Consider the following 19,058-nt stretch of genomic DNA (forward strand, 5'->3'; position numbering starts at 1 on the left):
AAGGCCTAATTATGGCAGAACTTATTTTAGCAATCATTATAATTGGATTAGGATACTTAGGATTTAAAAAAATTACCAAACCCAAGTATCGCATTGCTATGACTGATCCAATCACAGGTTATGTAAAATACTTATTCAGAATAGACGGTATTAATAATTCATTCGACTACACAGCAAACCCCGATGAAGCAATGTTATTTCTGGATACAGTAACACCAGCTCGATATATGAAGGAATTAGACAAGAAGACTTCACCTAGAATAGAAGTAAAAAAAGGATTTTCTTGGAAGAGACTAGAGCGTATTGGTTGAGGATATGTAATTATGAAAAAAATAACAAAATCAAGTTTATTAAGTGTTTTTCTCACTTTGTTTTTATTGATTGCTGTCGGATGTAGCAATAATTCTTCTAAAGAAAAAATTTCTGATTCCAAACCTAAAGTTGAGAAAAAAGAAACTAAACCAAAAAAAGAAATAAAAAAAGCTGAAGAGCCAGAAAAAATTGATAACAAGCATATAATTATAATGGCTTGGCAAAAATATCAAGGTAGTTCTTTAGATGGCTATCATTACTATATGAATGACGGCAAATATGTTCTTCAGCAACCGCAAATGAGAGCAACTATTTTCACAATGGACAGTGCAAATGTGACTTTATTACCAATCTATGCTTCTGACGAACCACAAACCATTTCAATTGAAGAATTGAAAAAGAATTACTATTCAACGCCTGAGCAGAAGCAAAAAACAGATAGCTTGGTAAACCAAGTAAGTGATGTTGCTTTAGTAAATGGCGACTTACCAAACTAAAAGCAAGAGAATTAAAACGTATCTGCTAAAATTACAGATACCAATACTCAAAAAAACAATTACTTTCACTAGTTTCATCACTTTAATTAAACCCAGTTAACCTCAAGGCCCAATTATCAGAAATATTAATCTGATAATTGGGCTTTTGATTTCTTTTCCATACTAAAAATCCCTGCCATTTCTGGTAGGAATTTTGGTAGGGAACTATGTTATTTTTAATGAAAATCAAACATTTTAGGCGTCGAAGAATGTTGATTTATCGGCATTCACCATTCATATTAGGCTAACTACTTATTCCCATTCTACTGTTGCTGGCGGTTTGGAGGTGATATCGTAGACGATACGGTTAACGTGATCCACTTCATTTACGATTCTGGTTGAAACAGTTTGTAGTACTTCCCAAGGGATTCTTGAGAAGTCGGCGGTCATTCCGTCGATTGAGTTTACGGCACGAATTCCGACTGTGTAGTCGTATGTACGTCCGTCTCCCATGACACCAACTGAACGAATTCCTGGTAAAACAGTGAAGTATTGCCAAACTGTTCTGTCTAAGCCAGCTTTTGCAAATTCTTCTCTTAGGATATAGTCACTATCACGGACAATTTTTAGTTTGTCTTCAGTAACTTCGCCTAGTACACGAATTCCTAATCCTGGTCCTGGGAATGGTTGACGCCAAACAAGTTCGTGAGGCATTCCTAGCTTCTCACCTAATTCTCTAACTTCATCTTTGAAGAGAGTATTCAATGGTTCAATTAAGCTGAATTGCATGTCTTCTGGAAGTCCGCCAACATTATGATGTGACTTGATAGTTGTAGCTGTGCTAGTACCACTCTCGATAATGTCAGTGTACAAAGTTCCCTGAGCCAAGAAGTCGATTCCATTTAGTTTGGTTGCTTCTTCGTCGAAAACTTGAATAAATTCATTTCCAATGATTTTACGTTTCTTTTCTGGGTCAGACACTCCACTGAGTTTATCTAAGAAACGTTTTCTAGCATCTACTTGAATAATATTTAGTCCGAACTTACCGCCCAGACTATCCATTACTTGTTCAACTTCGCCTTTTCTAAGTAGACCATGATCAACAAAAATACTTACTAATTGATCACCAATAGCTTCGTGGAGTAATACACCAACAACTGAAGAATCGACACCACCAGAAAGTCCTAACAAGACCTTCTTGTCGCCAACTTTTTCACGAATGTTAGCTATCTGCATTTGAATGAAATCTTCCATGCTCCAGTTGTCTGTTGCACCACAAATACCGAAAGCAAAGTTCTTCAAGATATCCATTCCGTATTCGGTATTACGAACTTCGGTATGGAATTGAATTCCATAAATTTTCTTCTCATGATTCTCGATTGCAGCAAATGGTGTGTTGTCACTAACTGCACTAGTTACGAAACCTTCTGGAATTGCAGTAACTTTATCACCATGACTCATCCACACGATTTGTTTCTCAGGAAGTCCTTTGAATAACTCTGTGTCTTTATCTTGAACAGTGATTTCAGCTTTACCATATTCACGTTCAGTTGAAGCTTCAACTTTACCACCGTTTTTGAAACTGATTAATTGCATACCATAACAAATTCCTAAAATTGGAATACCTAATTCAAAAATTTCAGGATCAATTGAGAATGCATTTTCATCATAAACACTCATTGGACCACCAGAAAGAATAATTCCTTTCGGTGCCATTTCTTTAATTTCAGCGGCGGTTATCGTGTTGGCCAGCAGAACTGAGTAAACTCCTAATTCCCTAATTCTTCTAGTAATCAACTGGTTGTATTGACTACCGTAGTCTAAGACAATAATACTATCAGCATTTGTTTGTTCTGCCACTACCTTCACCTCGTCTAAATTTATTTAATTAATAATTAATTGTACAAATAAAGAGCGTGAAAGTCCACGGGTAAAAGCCGAGTACTAAAGAAAAAAATCATGAGATTGGAGTAATCTTGTAATTTTTTAATTTAGACAGAGGATTTTGTGGACTTGAGTGCGTTTCAAACAAGAGCGTTACAACTAGCGGGAATAAAGTGAGTACTAAGAAAAATAAAATTCATTTCGCTAGAAATTGATTTTATTTTGGTTAGACGGAACTTTTTGCTAGTTGTGGCGCGTTTCAATGGATTACATTGACTGGTTACAAGCAATATAAAAAAGCTAGTACATTTAAGTACTAGCTTTTTTATTAATATACATCACCACTAAAGGTACTTACTAATGAATCAAAGTCATCATCATCAGTATCGACTTTCCACTTCTTACCGTCTTTTACAAATTTAATTTTAATGTAATCGCCTTTTTTCATATTGTCGGTTGTTAAGTATGAATCTACCTTACCAACCATTTCTTTAGCTGCGACTTCATAAGTATCAGTGTCATAGTCTTCTTTTGCTTCGGCTTCATCCTCTTTTTGTTCTTGTAGTGTTTCATAATCATCATCGAATTTTCCAAGATCAATTAGACGTCCTTCAAGTTGAACAACTGGTTCACCGTCATCAATGGTTACTTTTGCTTTCAACTCGGCGTTAGCGGCATTGAATTTTTGAATTTTATCCGTAAGCGTAGTTACGGTTGCATCATCAGCAGAATCAATAAAGAAATGTGAATTAATATCATCTTTCATTGCATCTTTAAATTCTTTTTTATCGTCATCTTTATTGGTTGAAATATACTTACTGTAATTAGGATCATCTTTTCCCAAAATAACAGTATTTACATAAGCGTCAGCAGCTTCTTTAAGACCAGCTGTGACATTTTTGTATTTCTTAGTATCAATCTTAACCGTGTTAGCTTTATTCTTATCTTCACTAAGAGAATCATACTTCAAAGTATACTTAGTATTCTTCTTAGCTTTGAAATACACGTATCCTTGAACTTTTTCTCCCTTAGCTATCTTCTCAATACTCAAATCGCCATCATCAAAATATGATGTAGCTCTAAGCTTATTACCATCATTATCAATTAAGTTAAGGTCATAGCTATTAAGAGTCAACTTCTTAGTACCAGTATTTGTTACTTTAATTCTTAAAGCAAGCAAATCACCATCATCTGTAGCAGTGAACTTACCAGACTTAACTTCAAGCGTTACATTCTGACCTTTCACCGAATGGCTGGCGTCATCTTTCTTCTGACATCCCACAATAACAAAAATCAACGGTAGTAATAATAAGGTAAACCATAATTTCTTCTTCATAATTCCGTCCCCATATTTAGTTTATTTATAAATTATATCATATAAAATAATCCACAAAAATATCCCTAGTTAATAATTAACCAGGAATATATAAATCAGAATTAACTAATTAGTCATTTTGCGTTTCAAAGCGTATGCACTTGTTAAAGTTCCTAATAAAATAATTCCTGAAACTGTAAGCAACGTTGTATTCATTCCACTTGTTTGTGGGAGTTTCTTTGTTGTTTTGTGAGTTATCTTCTTTGAAACTATTTTGGTAGTTGTCTTTACATCTTTTTTCACAGGATCGATTGGATCATCAACTTTTGCAGCTTCGTTTTTAGTATAAACGTAAGTTACAGCTTGGGCTGCTTCAGTAAATGTTCCGGTTGCACTTCCTTGAACTTCTTTGAAAGTATAACCATTAATAGCTAGTTTATCGGTAGAATACTTTTCGCCAGCTGTTCCTGATTTCACAACGTCAGCAATAATTTTATTACCTTGTTCATCAACATAACTGGCTGTTACAGTTCCAGTAGGAACCGGCTTATATCTATCGTAATCAGTATAGAAAGTCCAGGTAGTAACATTCCCATTTTCATCATTTCCAGCAATATATTTTGAAACATTTTGGTCCTTAGGTATTGTCAAAATATTAGTAGCTGGATCAAAGCCTGTTTGAGTTCTTGCCTTAAACACCTCGATTAAAGTTGGTGAAATAACCGTCGATAAATCTGCTGTTTTTGAACCATCAGGTTGTATTGTAATAAATTCGACTAAATCAATGATGATATTTCCAGTATGTTCTTTAACCAGATTACAGCCAGTGAACTTCGTCATACCAGCACTGATTAACACAGTCTCGTTGAATCTAGAATGATAGGCAGTAACCAAGTTAGGACAATCTCTCAAATCTAACTCTTTCAAATTAGGATTGTGCTCTGCATAGGTAATCCACTGTAGAGACTCCATTCCTCTCACATCCACCTTAGCTATTGAGGAATTAGCGATGTATAGTCTTCGTAAGGAAGTTAATAGTTTAACTCCGGTTAAGCTGGAAATATTTTCAACCTTCATAGTTGTAATGGTTGAAATTTCGTCCTCCGAAAGTTTTCCGTTCTTGTCTGTATCGTATATAGCTAATTGCGTTCTAAAGCTGGCATCTGGGAAATTAGTGGCATTCAAGCTAATATCGCCACTTGCTCTAACGGTTGTACCATTTTTTGCCTGTTGACTTACCGGTGCAGTAGCAGTCGCTTGGGCTGAACTTACTAAGAATGGCAAAATTATCCCGACAATTAAAGCTGCATAACTTATTTTTTTAATTGAGTTTCTCATTTGTCACCTACGATATATAATAAAATAATTATATCATCGATACGAATATATTGAAACGAATTAACGGCTAAATATCAGGTTTTTTACATAATTTTCTCCATTAAAAAAATCCGTGATTACTAATTAACCGCGGATTTTTTAAAGTTAGAAATAACTAATCAGTTATTTTCTTTTCAAACTGTAAATAATGCTATTTCATCTGTTTTAAAATTTTTAGTATTTTTTCAAATAAACTTTATCAATCTGATGATTGCTAGCTTTATGCAGAATTAAATCAGCACGATTCTTAGTGGGCTCAATGTAGTCAACTAAGTTCTTATAGTTAACATTCTCCCAAGTTTCGTCCGCCATTTTCAAAGCCTCATTACGGTCACCCAATGCCCATTGATGATAGTAACTAGTTTCATCGGTGAAGGCTGAATCTAACAAGGTTTCGAATCTCTGCATAAACCAATTCTTAATATCGGACGTTTGGGCATCAATATACAGCGAAAAATCAAAAAAGTCACTTACATAAACTCGTTGACTCTCTGGCAATTGCAAAGTATTGATCCCTTCAATGATTAAAATATCTGGTTGATTAATTTGATAATGTTCGCCTTGAACAATATCGTAAATTTGATGTGAGTATTTAGGATATTCAACTGGTCCTTGATTGTCCTTCATCCTACTCAAGAATTCTAAAAGTTTAGGCATGTCATAACTTTCAGGAAATCCTTTTCGTTCGAGAATACCCTTTTTCTCAAGGTCTTCATTTGAATATAAAAATCCATCAGTCGTGATTTGCTCTACTTTGTATTGTGGATAGGCACGCTCAAGCATTAACTTCAAAAGTCGAGCCGTGGTACTTTTACCAACGGCCACACTTCCAGAAATTCCGATGACAAACGGAGTGTTATGAACTGGTTGATTCAAAAATTTTGCCTTGGATTTTTGCATATCTTTAAAACGGTGCATGAAGATATGAAGCAAATGACGAATTGGCGCATAAATAACGCGAACATCGTCCACGGAAATTTCATCATCTAATGATTTTAAGCGAGTTAATTCAGCATCGGTAATTGCCACAGGTGATTTTACCCCATGAAATTTTTGCCATTGCTCACGATTGAATACATCATAATTAATCATTTCATCCATATAACTAACCTAGATTCCGAAAGATTTTTGATACTCAATTAATCCTTTTACTTCAGACAATGCGCCTGGTTCTAATTCTTTAATCAAAAAATATTTATCTTCAACGGGATAATCAACAGAGATATCGAACTTGCTAGCTTTTTCATAACCAAATCTACCATAGTATTCGGGATAACCCATAATATGAATTGCTTCAAATCCTAAATCAGTTGCCATGTTCTCGGCGTACTTGATTAACTCAGCGCCGATTCCCATCCCTTGATGATCGTCAGCCACCGCGATTGGCCCTAGACAGAGCGCTTTAGCATAGTCACCAATTTGAATTGTTGATAGCATCACATAGCCAATCAATTCATCATCTTCAACTGCCACAATATCCAGCTCTGGAATGTATTGAGTTTCCTGTCTTAACTTACCAATTAGAACTTCTTCATGGTCAGAAAACTCAGCCTTTTCAAAAACTCTTTTGACTAATTCTTGAGACTTTTGAAACTCATTATTTTTTATTGGTCTTACAATCATCAATTTATTCTCTCTTTAATAAATGTTATTCTTATTATAATAGAAAAAAGTAATAAAGGTGTATATATGACAAAAATTGTTTTATTCGGCGATTCTATTTTGGCGGGCTCATTTAACGGGAAAACTTCTGATATTTTCACTGATCGTATCAAACATAATTTCCCCGATGCTGAAGTAATTAACGCTTCAATTCCCGGTCACAGAACTAGCGATGCCATCACTCATGTTGACCGCGATGTTGCCAAACTAGAAGCAGATGCCGTGGTAGTTTTCTTTGGAGCTAACGATGTCTCGACAAATAACGAAATGAAACCCGGCTATTTCACTTCAAATCTCGACTATATAATTGAAAGTATCGGTGCGGACAAAATTGTCCTTGTTTCTCCACCATACATTGATTACAAACGACAGCAACATCGTTCGTGGCCTCGTCAAATTCAATTTGAATTGGCCGTTGAACATGTCGCTAAAGAACACGACATCCCTTATGTTGATATTATGAAAGAAATGCGCGCCACCGCTAATCCAAATTCCTTACTACAAGGTGATGGCTTGCACTTTACTGACAAAGCTTATGATTTGTTAGAAAAAGAATTGGTGCCAAAAATAAAGAACGTGATAAACAGAGCGTGATAAGAAGCGCTTAAAGATTGAGCACTAACGAAATTTAATTAAATTACTTCGTAAGAAGTGGCTTGATTAAATAAGTTAGGTGAAATCTTTGCTTCTTGGAACGCGTTTAAAACGAGAGCGTGACAAGTGACGGGAGAAATTGAACACTAAGATGATTTAGAATTGATTTCGTTAGAAGTCGGTTCAAAATTAACTTAGGCGGAAATTTCTGTTGCTTGGAATGCGTTTTAAATAAGAGTTAACCTCTCCCGAGGTAGCTCTTATTTTTTTAGTCCAATTATCCATTGACCTTTGAAGCTGTGAACTTAGCATATGATATAATGGTTTTTATAAAATAAATATTATGATAGGAACTCTGCAATGAAAAAGGTTTTAGTTCATGGGTCAGGACATAAAGCTGTTAGTTGGGATGAGACAATTTCCTACCTAGATGCTAGTGAGGATGTAATGTGTCCAGATTTGTCCTCAATTCTTAATGGCAAAGAAGCAACTTACACAAATTTATATTCTGTTTTTATCGACTACTGTAATGAAATTGAGGGAAAAATTGATTTGTGTGGGATTTCTTTAGGAGGAATTTTAGCATTAAATTATGCGCTTGATTTCCCTGAAAAAGTAAAAACTTTAGTCTTAATTGGAACGCCCTATAAAATGCCTAAAGCAATCTTTAGCATTCAAAATGTAATCTTCAAAGTTCTGCCAAAGTCAGTCTTTAAGAACATGGCGTTTGATAAAACAGATACTTTTGTTTTGAGTAATTCGATTAAAGATTTAGATTTCAGTACTGAAGTACAAAACATTAAATGTCCTACTTTGATTATTTGTGGCAAAAAAGACCGTGCCAATCTCAAATCAGCTCAATACTTGACAGAGAATATTAGTGACGCTGATTTGAAAATCGTCGAAAATGCAGGCCATATTGTAAACGAAGAAAACCCTAAAGCATTAGCAGAAATTCTGAATCATTTTTATTAAATTTTCACTTAATTGTTGTCATATAGTGTCTTATGAAAGAGGTTATACTTATGAAATTATCTGACATCAAGAAAAGCCTTAATGAAGCTTTTATAATTCTAGGAATGTGTTTTCTTGCATCTGTAGTAATTTCTTTTTTCACTCCTAATTTTATAAATTTTGACATGGAAGGAAAAATCTTCCTATTAGTTATTTTTGTAGGTTTGTTCGTAGTTGACTTATATAGATCAAAAAAGAAAAAATCAACTTCAAAATCTCAAGAGAATGAATAGTTTATTTTGAAATACACTTTAAAAAAATGTCTGGTATTGGCATCTTACTTAAAGTTGCAATATTTTTGTGCTACAATACTTATACAAAATAATTTAATATTGGTAACAATATTAGCACCAAAAAATCTCCCAGTCTGCTAGCTGTGGAGATTTTTTATTTTAGATTTAACATAAAAAACACGACCCTGCTAGAAGTCGTGTCTTAAATCATAAGTCACCTAACGTTTGCCCAACCAATTGCTAAATATTACAAGTAATAACCCAACAGTTAGAGGAAAAACAAAATAATTTACTAAATCAGGTAACAATTTTAACACCTCCAATCTTATTAGACTAAGGTAAGGTGACATACTAAATTACGATAAAATATCTTCTAATAATTTTCGAATTCAGACAAGATTTCAAGAAGCAGAGACCCACACTTAAATAAAAAAGACCAAAATCTAAAAAGATTCTGGTCTTTTTTATACCTATATTCTGACTATAAATTGTCACGCTCTTACTTTCATTAGTTACATAAAGTTTCATTACTTCCATAATGTTCATTATTTCACAAATTAAATATATGATTTATTCGTTATTAAAACAACGTTTTTAAAATTCTGGAGGAATTATTATGGACTTTATTAAGGCTATTGAGTCAACTTTCACAAACATGGCGATTGTCAGCTCAATTACTTCAACTATTTTTATTATTCTCTTAGGTTTCTACTTAAGAAAACGCAAAACTTTCGGTGAAACTTTTGGTAAGGTACTTTCAAAAGTTGTTCTATCCGTTGCTTTGCCTGCACTTGCTTTCACTTCATTCATGCAACCTATTGATAGTGAAACACTAACTCAAGGTATGAATGTCTTGATTTGGGGTATTCTTATCTACATCATTATGATTTTTGTTACTCCACTTGCTTATACAAAATATCCTAAGGACAAAAAAGATGTTCTAGCAATTCTAACAACTTTTGGTTCAACCACTTTCTTCGGTATTCCTATCGTTGGTGCTGTCTTCGGTCCTAAAGGTATCATGTACAGTTCAATCTTCAATATTGGTTACCGTATCTTCCTATACTCATACGCCTACATCAAGATGTCAGGTCTTAAGATGGAAGCTAAGAACATCAGAGAAATGTTCCTAAACCCAATTGTTATTGCAACTTTTGCTGGTTTGATTCTTTGGTTAATCCAAGATTGGGCTCCAATGGTTACCGTTCAACAAGCTCTTAATGGTGCAGTTGTTCCTGATGGTGGTACAGTTTCTGTTGCCTTCTTCCGTATCGATCAAACTGCTCTATGGTTATTCAAACCACTTCAATATCTAGGAAACTTAGCTTCACCTCTTGCATGGTTATCAATCGGTGCAACTCTAGGTTCAATTTCATTCAAGGATGCTGCTAAGGACAAAACTTCTTGGTACTACGGTATCAACAAAGTTGTGCTTATTCCTTTACTAAACTTAGTACTATTGACTATCCTTACAGTTACAAACATCTTACCTGTTAGCTACGTTGCTTTAGCAACTGTTGTTATCATGATGTCTACACCAACTGCTACGGTTGCTGCTGCCTATGCTATCAGTTTTGATCGTGATGCATTGTTAGCTTCCAACGCTTCATTAATTTCAACAGTCTTAGCGGTTGTTGCAACACCAATCTGGATTACAATTCTAGAAATTATCAAACATATGGGTCTGTTTAGTTAAAAGGGGGCTTTGTCTATGTTCAAAATTACTGCTTACGGTGTTCGTCCAAATGAAGTTTCATTTTTTAACGATTTGAACAAATACGATTATGAATTAAATCTTGTCGAAGAGTTGCTAACTCATGATAACATCGAAACTGCAAAAGGTTCTGATGCCGTGTTACTCCGTGCCAACTGTGTCGGAGATGCTACTAATCTAACCAAACTTAATGAGTGGGGTATCAAATACGTCTTCACTAGAACTGTTGGTTTCAATCATATCGACTTAAAAAAAGCTGCTGAGTTCGATATGAAAGTTGCCCGTGTACCTGCTTATTCTCCTTATGCTGTTGCTGAATTAGCGATGACTTTGGGAATGATGCAATTAAGACATACTACTCAAGCTACCAACAATACTCATAATGGCAAATTCGTTGTCGAAGCTGGACTTTTCTCTAAAGAAGTTCATTCAAGTACTGTTGGTATTGTAGGAACTGGAAAAATTGGTGCAACTGAAGCTAGTCTATACAAAGGTATGGGTGCTAAAGTTCTTGGTTACGATCCATATCCTAGCGACTACGCCGCTCAATTCGTTGAGTTCGTAAGTCTTGAAGAATTACTTACTCAATCTGATCTTGTTTCACTCCATGTTCCTTATTTCCCAGGTCAAAATGACCAAATGGTTGATGAGAAATTCTTAGCACAAATGAAAGCTGATGCAGTGCTTGTCAATACTGCCCGTGGTGAATTAGTTGATCATCAAGCAGTCTTAAATGCCTTGAAGGCTAATAAACTTGGTAGTTTTGCTACTGATGTTTTCCCTAACGAAGAACTATTCTTAGGCAAAACATTTGATGGCGAACTTCCTGATAAAGTTGTTAACGAACTTAACGACTTTTATCCTCGTGTAATCATGACTGCTCATGTTGGCTCATTTACTGAACCAGCATTGGAAGACATGATTTCTGTAAGTTATGACAACTTCCATCAAGTATTGGAAACTGGTCATACTGACAATGATGTTGATTTGAAATAAAAAAGAAGCTGTGGTTATCACAGCTTCTTTTTGTATACCGTTAATGGTCGACCGATTTCTAAATACTTAATTTCTGATTGGATCTCATCTTGATCAAGCAAATAATCTATATATTTCTTCACCGAGATTCGTGATAGTTGTGTTTTTCGAGCCAAGTCTTGAACTGAGAACAATCCTTCTTCTTTCGAAATTTCTTTTTTTATCTTCTGTAAAGACAACTCCGACAATCCTTTTGGTAAGTCGTGATTGTCTTTTTTGATTTCATTAGTATTTTGGAAAAGCGAATCAATCTTTTCTTGGGAAAAGACCTTATTATCATTTAATGATTGTTGAGTCTTTAGGAATTTTTCAATAGCTTGTTGGAACCGTTCAAATGTAAACGGCTTAACTAAATAATCTAGCACGCCATACTCCACCGCTGACTGTAAATGTTTGGACTCATTGGCAGCAGTAAGCATAATGATTTGTGGATGCTTCTTCAACTCCAGTAATTCTTTCAGAAGTTTATCGCCATTTAATTTTGGCATATAAACATCTAACAAGATTAAATCAAAATCTTGTTTGGTAATTTCTTTCAAGGCGGCTGAGCCATCCTTAGCCACGGATATTTCTAATTGAGTGTCATCAATTGTCCGTTGTAGATACGATTGATTGATTTCACTAACCATTGGATCATCTTCAACAACTAGTATTTTAATTTTCATCGCCCTCATAACTTTCTATTGGTAATTCAATATAAAATAATGTCCCCTGTGGTTCTACATTTGTAGCTTCAATAAATCCATTCTTAGAATCTATTAGTTGCTTAACTAATGCCATACCATATCCACGATTATTTCCTTTGGTGGAGTATTTCAAATCAAATATTTTCGATTTTTGTTCATCAGTTAAATTAGAACCGTTATTTTGTTCTTCAACAATAAGAATATTACTTTCTTCATCATAATTAAAGCCCAAAGTTATTTCTGGATGTTCGACTTCATTCATATTGAATTCATCAAAAGAATTATCAATCAAATTACCAAGAATTTTTATCAAATCAATTGCTAATTCATTGGTAACTATCTTCTTAGGAAGCAAACTCTTTTTATTCAAACGTAAGCTAATTCCTTGTTCGTTAGCCTGACGCATCTTTCCAATCAAGAATCCTGATACGGTTGGACTCTGAATATGATCATTGAAGTCACCAAAGTTCTGACGATATTCTTTGGTTGTTTCCATAATGAAGTTTTCTAAATCATCGTATTGTTTTAACTCAATTAAACCTACTATTGTTTGCATTTTATTCAAGAATTCGTGAGTTTGAGCTCGTAGTGATTGGATATACTGTTCACTTCCTGATAGTCGATCGGTCAACTCTTTATAATCAGATTGATCACTGATTACCGCCATGCCACCAATATTCTTACCATTAACTTCCAGAGGAGTCACGGAGATAATTAGTTCTCTAGCATTAGCAATGATTGCCTTATTAACCACTCTGGTATGGTTATAAAAACTCGCCTCAAAGATATTCTCAAATAGTTCATCAGTAAGCTGCTCTTGTTCTTTTTGCTGCGGGAAATAGCTTCGTGCCACTGGATTCATTGAGAGAACTCTCTTGTCATCATCAATGGCAATTAGTCCTTCACTCATACTGTTATTGATGGCAGCCATCTCAGTCACCTTCTCGGCAATCTCTTCTGGCTCCATCCCTAACAATAACTTTCTAACATGACTTGCCACCAACCAAGCAGCAATCAAGCCTACGAATAATCCTAAAGCTAAGCCGATATAAATCGGGGTTTGTTCTTGCGCCAACTCACTACCGATAGACTTATTGGTTAACCCTACACAGACCATTCCAATCTGTTGATGCTGTTTATTGTAAATAGGTTGGAAGTATCGGTAACCCATTCCTAATACTCCCTCTTTAGTTGAAAAATGAGGTTTTCCATTTAAAGATTTGCTGGCATCTTTGGGCGAACTAAAAGTTTTACCAATAACTTTGGTATCAGGATGAGTGTAACGAGTTAATTTCTGATCTAAAACCACCACAAAATCTACTTTCATTACGTCTTGAATGTAAGTAGTGTATTTTTGCAGCTCACTATCGTTTGCGGGAGTATTCCCCTGTTCTAAAGCGAACTTAACTCGATTACTATCACTCACTATTTCGGCAGTTTTTTTGATATTACTGCGAATATTAGCTCGTTGAGTAGCTGTGACATTTTGATAAGTAAGAATATTAGAAACAATTAACGAACTAGAAACCGTTAATAGAATTAATGAAATAATGATGATTCTTAATGAGATTTTTCGCTTCATTTGGTTACCTATTGTGAATGACTTACCTTAATAATATCAAAAAAACTATGCTAAAAGCATAGTTTTAGTTACGTTCTAATTTATAGAATTCAGCAGGAATGTTTTCAAGTAATTGACTCATTTCACCAATCGCTGAAATTGTTAACTTATGCATCGCCCGTGAGGCAATTGTATAAATTAATTGTTGTTCATCTTCTGCGAATTCATCTTTTGAAGCATTCCAGACAATAACTGCATCAAACTCTAATCCTTTAGCTAGGTATGATGGAATTACCAAGTTACCTTCTGCCAAACGTTGATTCTCTGACTTAATCAAAGTAACTTTTTGTCCATGATCTTGAAGTTCTTGGGCCAATTTCGTTCCTTGTTCTAAGTCTTTGGCAATGATTGCCGTAGTATCATTTTGAGCATCGTTAGCTTGTAATTGCTTGATAACTGACTCTATTGCTTGGTTCTCATCTTGGTTGATGCGAATGTTAGGAATATCACCTTGACGACTAAAGGCCTCGATTTTCTGTCCATTAGTCAACATTGCACGAGTAAATTCAGTGATTTGTTGTGTTGAACGATAAGAATGAGTTAGTTGAACCACTCTAGTCTTATCAACATCAAACATTTTTTGAACTTGTGCTAATAAACTTTGACTATCATTCTTAGTGAAGATTGATTGATTCAAATCTCCCAGCATTGTGTATCTAGCCTTAGGGAAATTGTACTTGAGATAAGCTAATTGGAATGGAGAATAATCTTGAATTTCATCAATGAAGACAAATTTCATTTCTGTTTGTCCATGTTTACCCAACAATAAGTCATACAAGTAAAGGTATGGTGTGATATTCACCATCGCCATCTGCTTGTTCTTCAAACTAGTATTGAAATCATCAACAAAAGCTTGCCACTCAGCTTCGCTAATATCATATTTAGACAAATCACAAATCTGCGGAACTGCCTTTAGGAAGTTGAAATAGTTTCCCGAAATATTAAAGAAACGATTCCGAACTATCTTCTTATGCACGCCTCGATAAGCTTGTTGAACGATTTTTTTTGCAAGGAATTTCTGTTCAGATTCATTATTTTTGAATTCTTGATCAGCTGTTGCATAAAGAGACTGCAATTCTTCTTTGCCAAGATTTTCAATTGCTTCAGCAACCCACTTGGATCTTAATTCGTGACCCATTTTGGTGCTAAGTATCTTCAATAGACGCTCAACTGTTGCGTCTAATCGATTGCTCAAATTATATTGTGAGCCAAAACTATAATAAATTTCAGCGATTCGTTCTTTGTCGATGACCACTTGTCCATCACGCTTGATATCCTTGAAGTAGACACCCGATTCGCCAAGTAATTTACTATATTTAGTCATTAAATTGAAGAACTTCAAGTCAGAAACAAACTTGTTAACTTTTTTTCTGGAAGCATCATTATTATCAACAAATTGTTGATTCAAATCCTCAACTTTAATATTTGGCAAACGACGTGCTACATATTGCAAGTAAGTCATTTGCACCATATTCTGCTCACCCATCTCAGGAAGAACATCTTCAATATAGTCATTGAATAATTGGTTAGGTGAGAACATTACCACCTGACTAGAATTCAAATTCTTACGGTAACGATAAAGTAAGAAAGCTACCCTTTGCAAAATTGCCGAAGTTTTTCCTGAACCAGCAGCACCTTGAACAAATAACAATTGTGAATCAGTATCGCGAATAATCTTGTTTTGTTCACGTTGAATGGTTTTAACAATGTTCTTCATGTGCGTTGATGACTTATCATCTAGCACTTCAAGTAACATCTGATCACCAATAGTTTCTTGTGTATCGAAATAGTTCTTGATGATACCATTTTCAACTAAAAATTGACGTTTCAAATAAAGATTAACTTTTTGCATGCCATCTGGAGTTTCATATTCCACTTCGCCCAGATTACCATCATAATAAATTGATGAAATTGGCGCACGCCAATCATAGATTAAGAAGTTATTCTCATCATCGGTATCAGTAAAAGAACTCAAACCAATATAAACTGTTTCTTTTTTACCCTCACCTTGCTCTTCAAAATCTAACCGAGCAAAGTACGGTGTTTTTTCTAATTGTTGTAAGATATTCAAACGTTGCTTCGATTGTTGCCAACTATTATTACGTTCATTCAACATTTGTTGCTGTTGATGAATTGATAACGCTGAATCCATAGCAATGGAATCGTCCCCAAGACCTACATGAACATCGTCATGAAAAGTTTCATTGATTCCTTCGATATCTTCTTTAGCGCGGTCAATATTATTTTTCATTTTGACTTCGCTAATTTTAATTTTTGAAACTACATCATCGAGCCTTTGTTGCTCTAGTTTCTTTTGACTATTCTCACTCAAGACAATCCCTCATTTACTTCAAAATACGATAAATAATCATATCATTTTCTCACTGGAAACGCAAACAATGACCCCATTCTACGCATAATATCCAATGATTCCAGCCAAGATTCCCACAATATAGCTGGTAGTTAAATAAATTCCGAAAACGACATACTTTTTATCATAAAATAACCCCATTAATTCTGAGTTAAAGGTGGAAAAAGTTGTTAGTCCTCCACAAAAACCTGTACCAATCAGCAGATATATCAGAGAACTTGCCGAGAAGTTCTTCAAAGCCAGTCCCAGAATGAAACTACCGACAATGTTAATGACAAAAGTTGCCCCGATTTTATAATCGATTTTGAAAAAGTTAGCATATTTGGTGAATAAATATCTCAGAACTGCTCCGATACCTGCACCTGCAAAAACCACCAAGAAGCTCATTATTCGGCCCCTTTCCGGACTTTGTTAGCAAGCTGAATTCCTAACATAGCCGCCAGTAATCCACCAACAATTGAAAGAATTAGGTATGCAATTAATCCCGAATAATTATGGGTCAAATTCATCTTGATTAGATCAATTACAACCCCTGAGAAAGTAGTAAACGCCCCGATGAATCCTGTGCCAATAGCCACATGCCATTTATTATCAAATTTTAATCCCCAATGATTATTCCAAATTGGCAATACAAAACTACCGACTAAATTAATCAACAAAGTCGCAATTGGAAATCCCCAGACATTAGGAACATTGAGACTAATCAAGTAACGACTGAGTCCTCCCAATCCACCAAATAATGCAATCAAAAATACTGTCATATTCTTCTCCAAAATCTTTTTCGCTTATCTATTATACTTTAATTCTCAGTAAAATATGTTTTTTCTTTTGAAAAGATATACAATAAGTTCATTACGGAGGTGTCAACAATGAATCAAGGAACAAAAATTATTACTTTAGATAATGGATACCATCTTTGGACCAGAACTGTTGGACACGGAGACATTAAGTTACTCTGCCTCCATGGTGGCCCTGGTGGAACACATGAATATTGGGAAAACTTCGGTGACGAATTAGCCGATCTCGGTGTTCAAGTATCAATGTACGATCAATTAGGATCATTTTACTCAGACCAACCCGACTACTCTGATCCAGCAATAGCCGAGAAATATTTAACTTATGACTACTTCTTGGATGAAGTCGAAGAAGTTCGCCAAAAACTTGGATTAGATGACTTTTATCTAATCGGACAATCTTGGGGTGGAGCCTTAGTACAAATGTATGCCGAAAAATACGGTCAACACTTAAAAGGTGCTATCATTTCTAGCATGGTTGATGAAATTGACGAATATGTTACAAGTATTAATCAATGTCGTCTTGATGCATTAGGTCCCGAAAAAGTTAAGTATATGGAAGAAATCGAAGCCAAAAACGACTTAGATGATCCAACTTATCAAAGCTACGTGGACGTTTTGAATGCTGAATATATCGACCGCCGTCAACCAGTAGCAATTTCACACTTAGTATCAACCATGGCAACGCCAGTTTATAATGTCTTTCAAGGAGACAATGAATTTGTTATTACTGGCAAATTAGGCGATTGGCATTTCAGAGACCACCTTAAGAACATCACTGTACCTACTTTGATTACTTTTGGTGAACACGAAAGTATGCCAATTTCGACCGCAAAAATTATGCAAGAAAAAATCCCTCATGCAAGATTGGTAACCACACCAAATGGTGGTCATCATCACATGATGGATAATCCAGAAGTTTATTTCAAGAATCTCAAACAATTCATTAAAGACGTTGAAAACAACGACTTCAATGATTAAAAAAAAAGACCACTCAAATGAGTGGCCTTTTTCTGTTGTCTCCAAGACAAACGTATATAAAGTTGGATAAATATTAACGGTTAATAGAACGAGCCATGCTGGCAAGTGTATGTCTAACTCCACGAATTGCTACACTTAAGGCATAAATGTTCTCAACTGTGGCAACTCCTCCAAATCCTGCATCTCCAATATGTTGAATATCAACCCCACACACCTTATTTCTCAAGGCAATGTTCTCAATTGTATTCACACTTGAAGTCTCTTGACTGGTTCCAATAGTCGACATAACTAACTTACCTTGTTCATGGACTAAGTCACAGACTTCTAATAACTTCTCATCACTGAATCCTTGAATGGTCCCCACAGCTGGTACCAAGATAACATCAGTGTCTGCTTCTAACAAACTCTTAACGGTATCTATATCAACAACTGGTTCATTGACTCCAGCTCCGTGCATTTTCCCTGCAATGATAAAACCACTAAAGATATCCTTAGCTAGTTTGACTGCTTCAACGATTGTCGAATTATCAACACCAGTTCCTGGATTACCTGTCAAACAAATGAAATCTAATCCTAACTTCTCAGCGGCTGCAAGTGATGTCTTGGTAGCTTGACGTCCCTCAGGTATTTCAATCATGTCTTCTACCATATCAGCATGCAAGTTCACTGGTTCAAGGTTAGTTCCCACTAGACGTCCAGTTAGTCGTTTAATTTCTTTAACAACTTGTTGATCATTGTCTGTTTCAATTCCACGAACAGCTGGATTCAAAACATCAAAAGCATTTAATAAAACTATGTCAGCACCAAAGGCACTAGCTAATTCTGCATTTGAAATATCATCAACTGCTGGGTCTTTAGTAACTACATTCTCACTGACAACTACTCGACCTTCGCTAGCTGCGATAGATTGTAACTGTTCAGCTGAATTCATTTGTGCAATCTCAGAAGCTGTTGCACTTATTAATCTTTTAACCATTAATCAATTATCC

Annotated in this window: 19 protein-coding genes; 8 read left to right on the forward strand and 11 right to left on the reverse strand. The window is 35.2% G+C overall.

Annotated features, from left to right (window positions below; translation table 11 throughout):
• Positions 1-11: 11 nt before the first annotated feature.
• Together Q2T76_RS01490 and Q2T76_RS01495 are read left to right on the forward strand one after the other, a co-directional pair.
• Entirely contained in the window at positions 12-311 is a 300-nt protein-coding gene (locus Q2T76_RS01490; RefSeq protein WP_302083451.1) for a hypothetical protein, read from the forward strand.
• Positions 312-323: 12 nt separating this feature from the next.
• Positions 324-809 carry a hypothetical protein gene (locus Q2T76_RS01495; protein WP_302083453.1) on the forward strand — a complete coding sequence of 162 codons (486 nt, stop codon included), beginning with the start codon at positions 324-326 and terminating at the stop codon, positions 807-809.
• A gap of 291 nt (positions 810-1,100) precedes the next feature.
• On the opposite strand, the gene guaA is transcribed toward Q2T76_RS01495, so the two are convergent.
• From guaA to Q2T76_RS01520, 5 genes are all read right to left on the reverse strand, one after another.
• Positions 1,101-2,657: a glutamine-hydrolyzing GMP synthase gene (guaA, locus tag Q2T76_RS01500; RefSeq protein ID WP_302083455.1), complete on the reverse strand. Its 1,557-nt coding sequence runs from the start codon at positions 2,655-2,657 to the stop codon at positions 1,101-1,103.
• A gap of 343 nt (positions 2,658-3,000) precedes the next feature.
• Positions 3,001-4,008 carry a DUF5105 domain-containing protein gene (locus Q2T76_RS01505; protein ID WP_302083456.1) on the reverse strand — a complete coding sequence of 336 codons (1,008 nt, stop codon included), beginning with the start codon at positions 4,006-4,008 and terminating at the stop codon, positions 3,001-3,003.
• Between the two features lie 105 nt (positions 4,009-4,113).
• Positions 4,114-5,325: a MucBP domain-containing protein gene (locus tag Q2T76_RS01510; RefSeq protein WP_302083458.1), complete on the reverse strand. Its 1,212-nt coding sequence runs from the start codon at positions 5,323-5,325 to the stop codon at positions 4,114-4,116.
• Between the two features lie 213 nt (positions 5,326-5,538).
• Positions 5,539-6,465 (reverse strand): type I pantothenate kinase, encoded by a 927-nt coding sequence (gene coaA / locus Q2T76_RS01515; protein WP_302083460.1) that lies wholly within the window; start codon positions 6,463-6,465, stop codon positions 5,539-5,541.
• Between the two features lie 9 nt (positions 6,466-6,474).
• Positions 6,475-6,987, reverse strand: coding sequence for a GNAT family N-acetyltransferase (locus Q2T76_RS01520; RefSeq protein ID WP_302083462.1), 513 nt, complete (start codon positions 6,985-6,987; stop codon positions 6,475-6,477).
• Positions 6,988-7,053: 66 nt separating this feature from the next.
• Between Q2T76_RS01520 and Q2T76_RS01525 the strand changes: the two genes are divergently transcribed.
• The 5 genes from Q2T76_RS01525 to Q2T76_RS01545 all read left to right on the forward strand — a co-directional run bounded on the left by Q2T76_RS01525 (position 7,054) and on the right by Q2T76_RS01545 (position 11,577).
• Complete coding sequence (locus Q2T76_RS01525) at positions 7,054-7,620, forward strand: GDSL-type esterase/lipase family protein (RefSeq protein WP_302083464.1); 567 nt, start codon at positions 7,054-7,056, stop codon at positions 7,618-7,620.
• A gap of 360 nt (positions 7,621-7,980) precedes the next feature.
• A complete protein-coding gene (locus tag Q2T76_RS01530) occupies positions 7,981-8,595 on the forward strand; it encodes an alpha/beta fold hydrolase (RefSeq protein WP_302083466.1) in 615 nt (204 codons plus the stop codon).
• Between the two features lie 50 nt (positions 8,596-8,645).
• Entirely contained in the window at positions 8,646-8,867 is a 222-nt protein-coding gene (locus Q2T76_RS01535) for a hypothetical protein (protein WP_302083467.1), read from the forward strand.
• Positions 8,868-9,483: 616 nt separating this feature from the next.
• Positions 9,484-10,563 (forward strand): AEC family transporter, encoded by a 1,080-nt coding sequence (locus tag Q2T76_RS01540; RefSeq protein WP_302083469.1) that lies wholly within the window; start codon positions 9,484-9,486, stop codon positions 10,561-10,563.
• Positions 10,564-10,578: 15 nt separating this feature from the next.
• Positions 10,579-11,577, forward strand: a complete 999-nt coding sequence (locus Q2T76_RS01545) for an NAD(P)-dependent oxidoreductase (protein WP_302083471.1) — start codon at positions 10,579-10,581, stop codon at positions 11,575-11,577.
• Positions 11,578-11,594: 17 nt separating this feature from the next.
• Here the strand turns inward: Q2T76_RS01545 and Q2T76_RS01550 are convergent, their stop codons facing one another.
• The 5 genes from Q2T76_RS01550 to Q2T76_RS01570 form a co-directional block, all read right to left on the reverse strand.
• The gene (locus Q2T76_RS01550; RefSeq protein ID WP_302083473.1) at positions 11,595-12,281 is read right to left on the reverse strand and encodes a response regulator; all 687 of its coding nucleotides are present in this window, start codon (positions 12,279-12,281) and stop codon (positions 11,595-11,597) included.
• Positions 12,271-13,884, reverse strand: coding sequence for an ATP-binding protein (locus Q2T76_RS01555; RefSeq protein ID WP_302083474.1), 1,614 nt, complete (start codon positions 13,882-13,884; stop codon positions 12,271-12,273). Before Q2T76_RS01555 ends, Q2T76_RS01550 begins: the two co-directional genes overlap by 11 nt.
• A 64-nt stretch (positions 13,885-13,948) precedes the next feature.
• A complete protein-coding gene (gene helD, locus Q2T76_RS01560) occupies positions 13,949-16,255 on the reverse strand; it encodes an RNA polymerase recycling motor HelD (protein WP_302083476.1) in 2,307 nt (768 codons plus the stop codon).
• A 78-nt stretch (positions 16,256-16,333) separates the two neighbouring features.
• Positions 16,334-16,681, reverse strand: coding sequence for a CrcB family protein (locus tag Q2T76_RS01565; RefSeq protein WP_302083478.1), 348 nt, complete (start codon positions 16,679-16,681; stop codon positions 16,334-16,336).
• The gene (locus tag Q2T76_RS01570; RefSeq protein WP_302083480.1) at positions 16,681-17,055 is read right to left on the reverse strand and encodes a CrcB family protein; all 375 of its coding nucleotides are present in this window, start codon (positions 17,053-17,055) and stop codon (positions 16,681-16,683) included. The genes Q2T76_RS01565 and Q2T76_RS01570 overlap by 1 nt, the downstream gene beginning before the upstream one ends.
• Positions 17,056-17,163: 108 nt before the next feature.
• On the opposite strand from Q2T76_RS01570, the gene Q2T76_RS01575 reads away from it, so the two are divergent.
• Positions 17,164-18,069: a proline-specific peptidase family protein gene (locus tag Q2T76_RS01575; RefSeq protein ID WP_302083482.1), complete on the forward strand. Its 906-nt coding sequence runs from the start codon at positions 17,164-17,166 to the stop codon at positions 18,067-18,069.
• Positions 18,070-18,142: 73 nt separating this feature from the next.
• On the opposite strand, the gene Q2T76_RS01580 is transcribed toward Q2T76_RS01575, so the two are convergent.
• Positions 18,143-19,045, reverse strand: coding sequence for a haloacid dehalogenase-like hydrolase (locus tag Q2T76_RS01580; RefSeq protein WP_302083484.1), 903 nt, complete (start codon positions 19,043-19,045; stop codon positions 18,143-18,145).
• Positions 19,046-19,058: the final 13 nt, after the last annotated feature.

The organism is Lactobacillus sp. YT155 (assembly GCF_030504545.1).
GTDB lineage: Bacteria > Bacillota > Bacilli > Lactobacillales > Lactobacillaceae > BQUT01.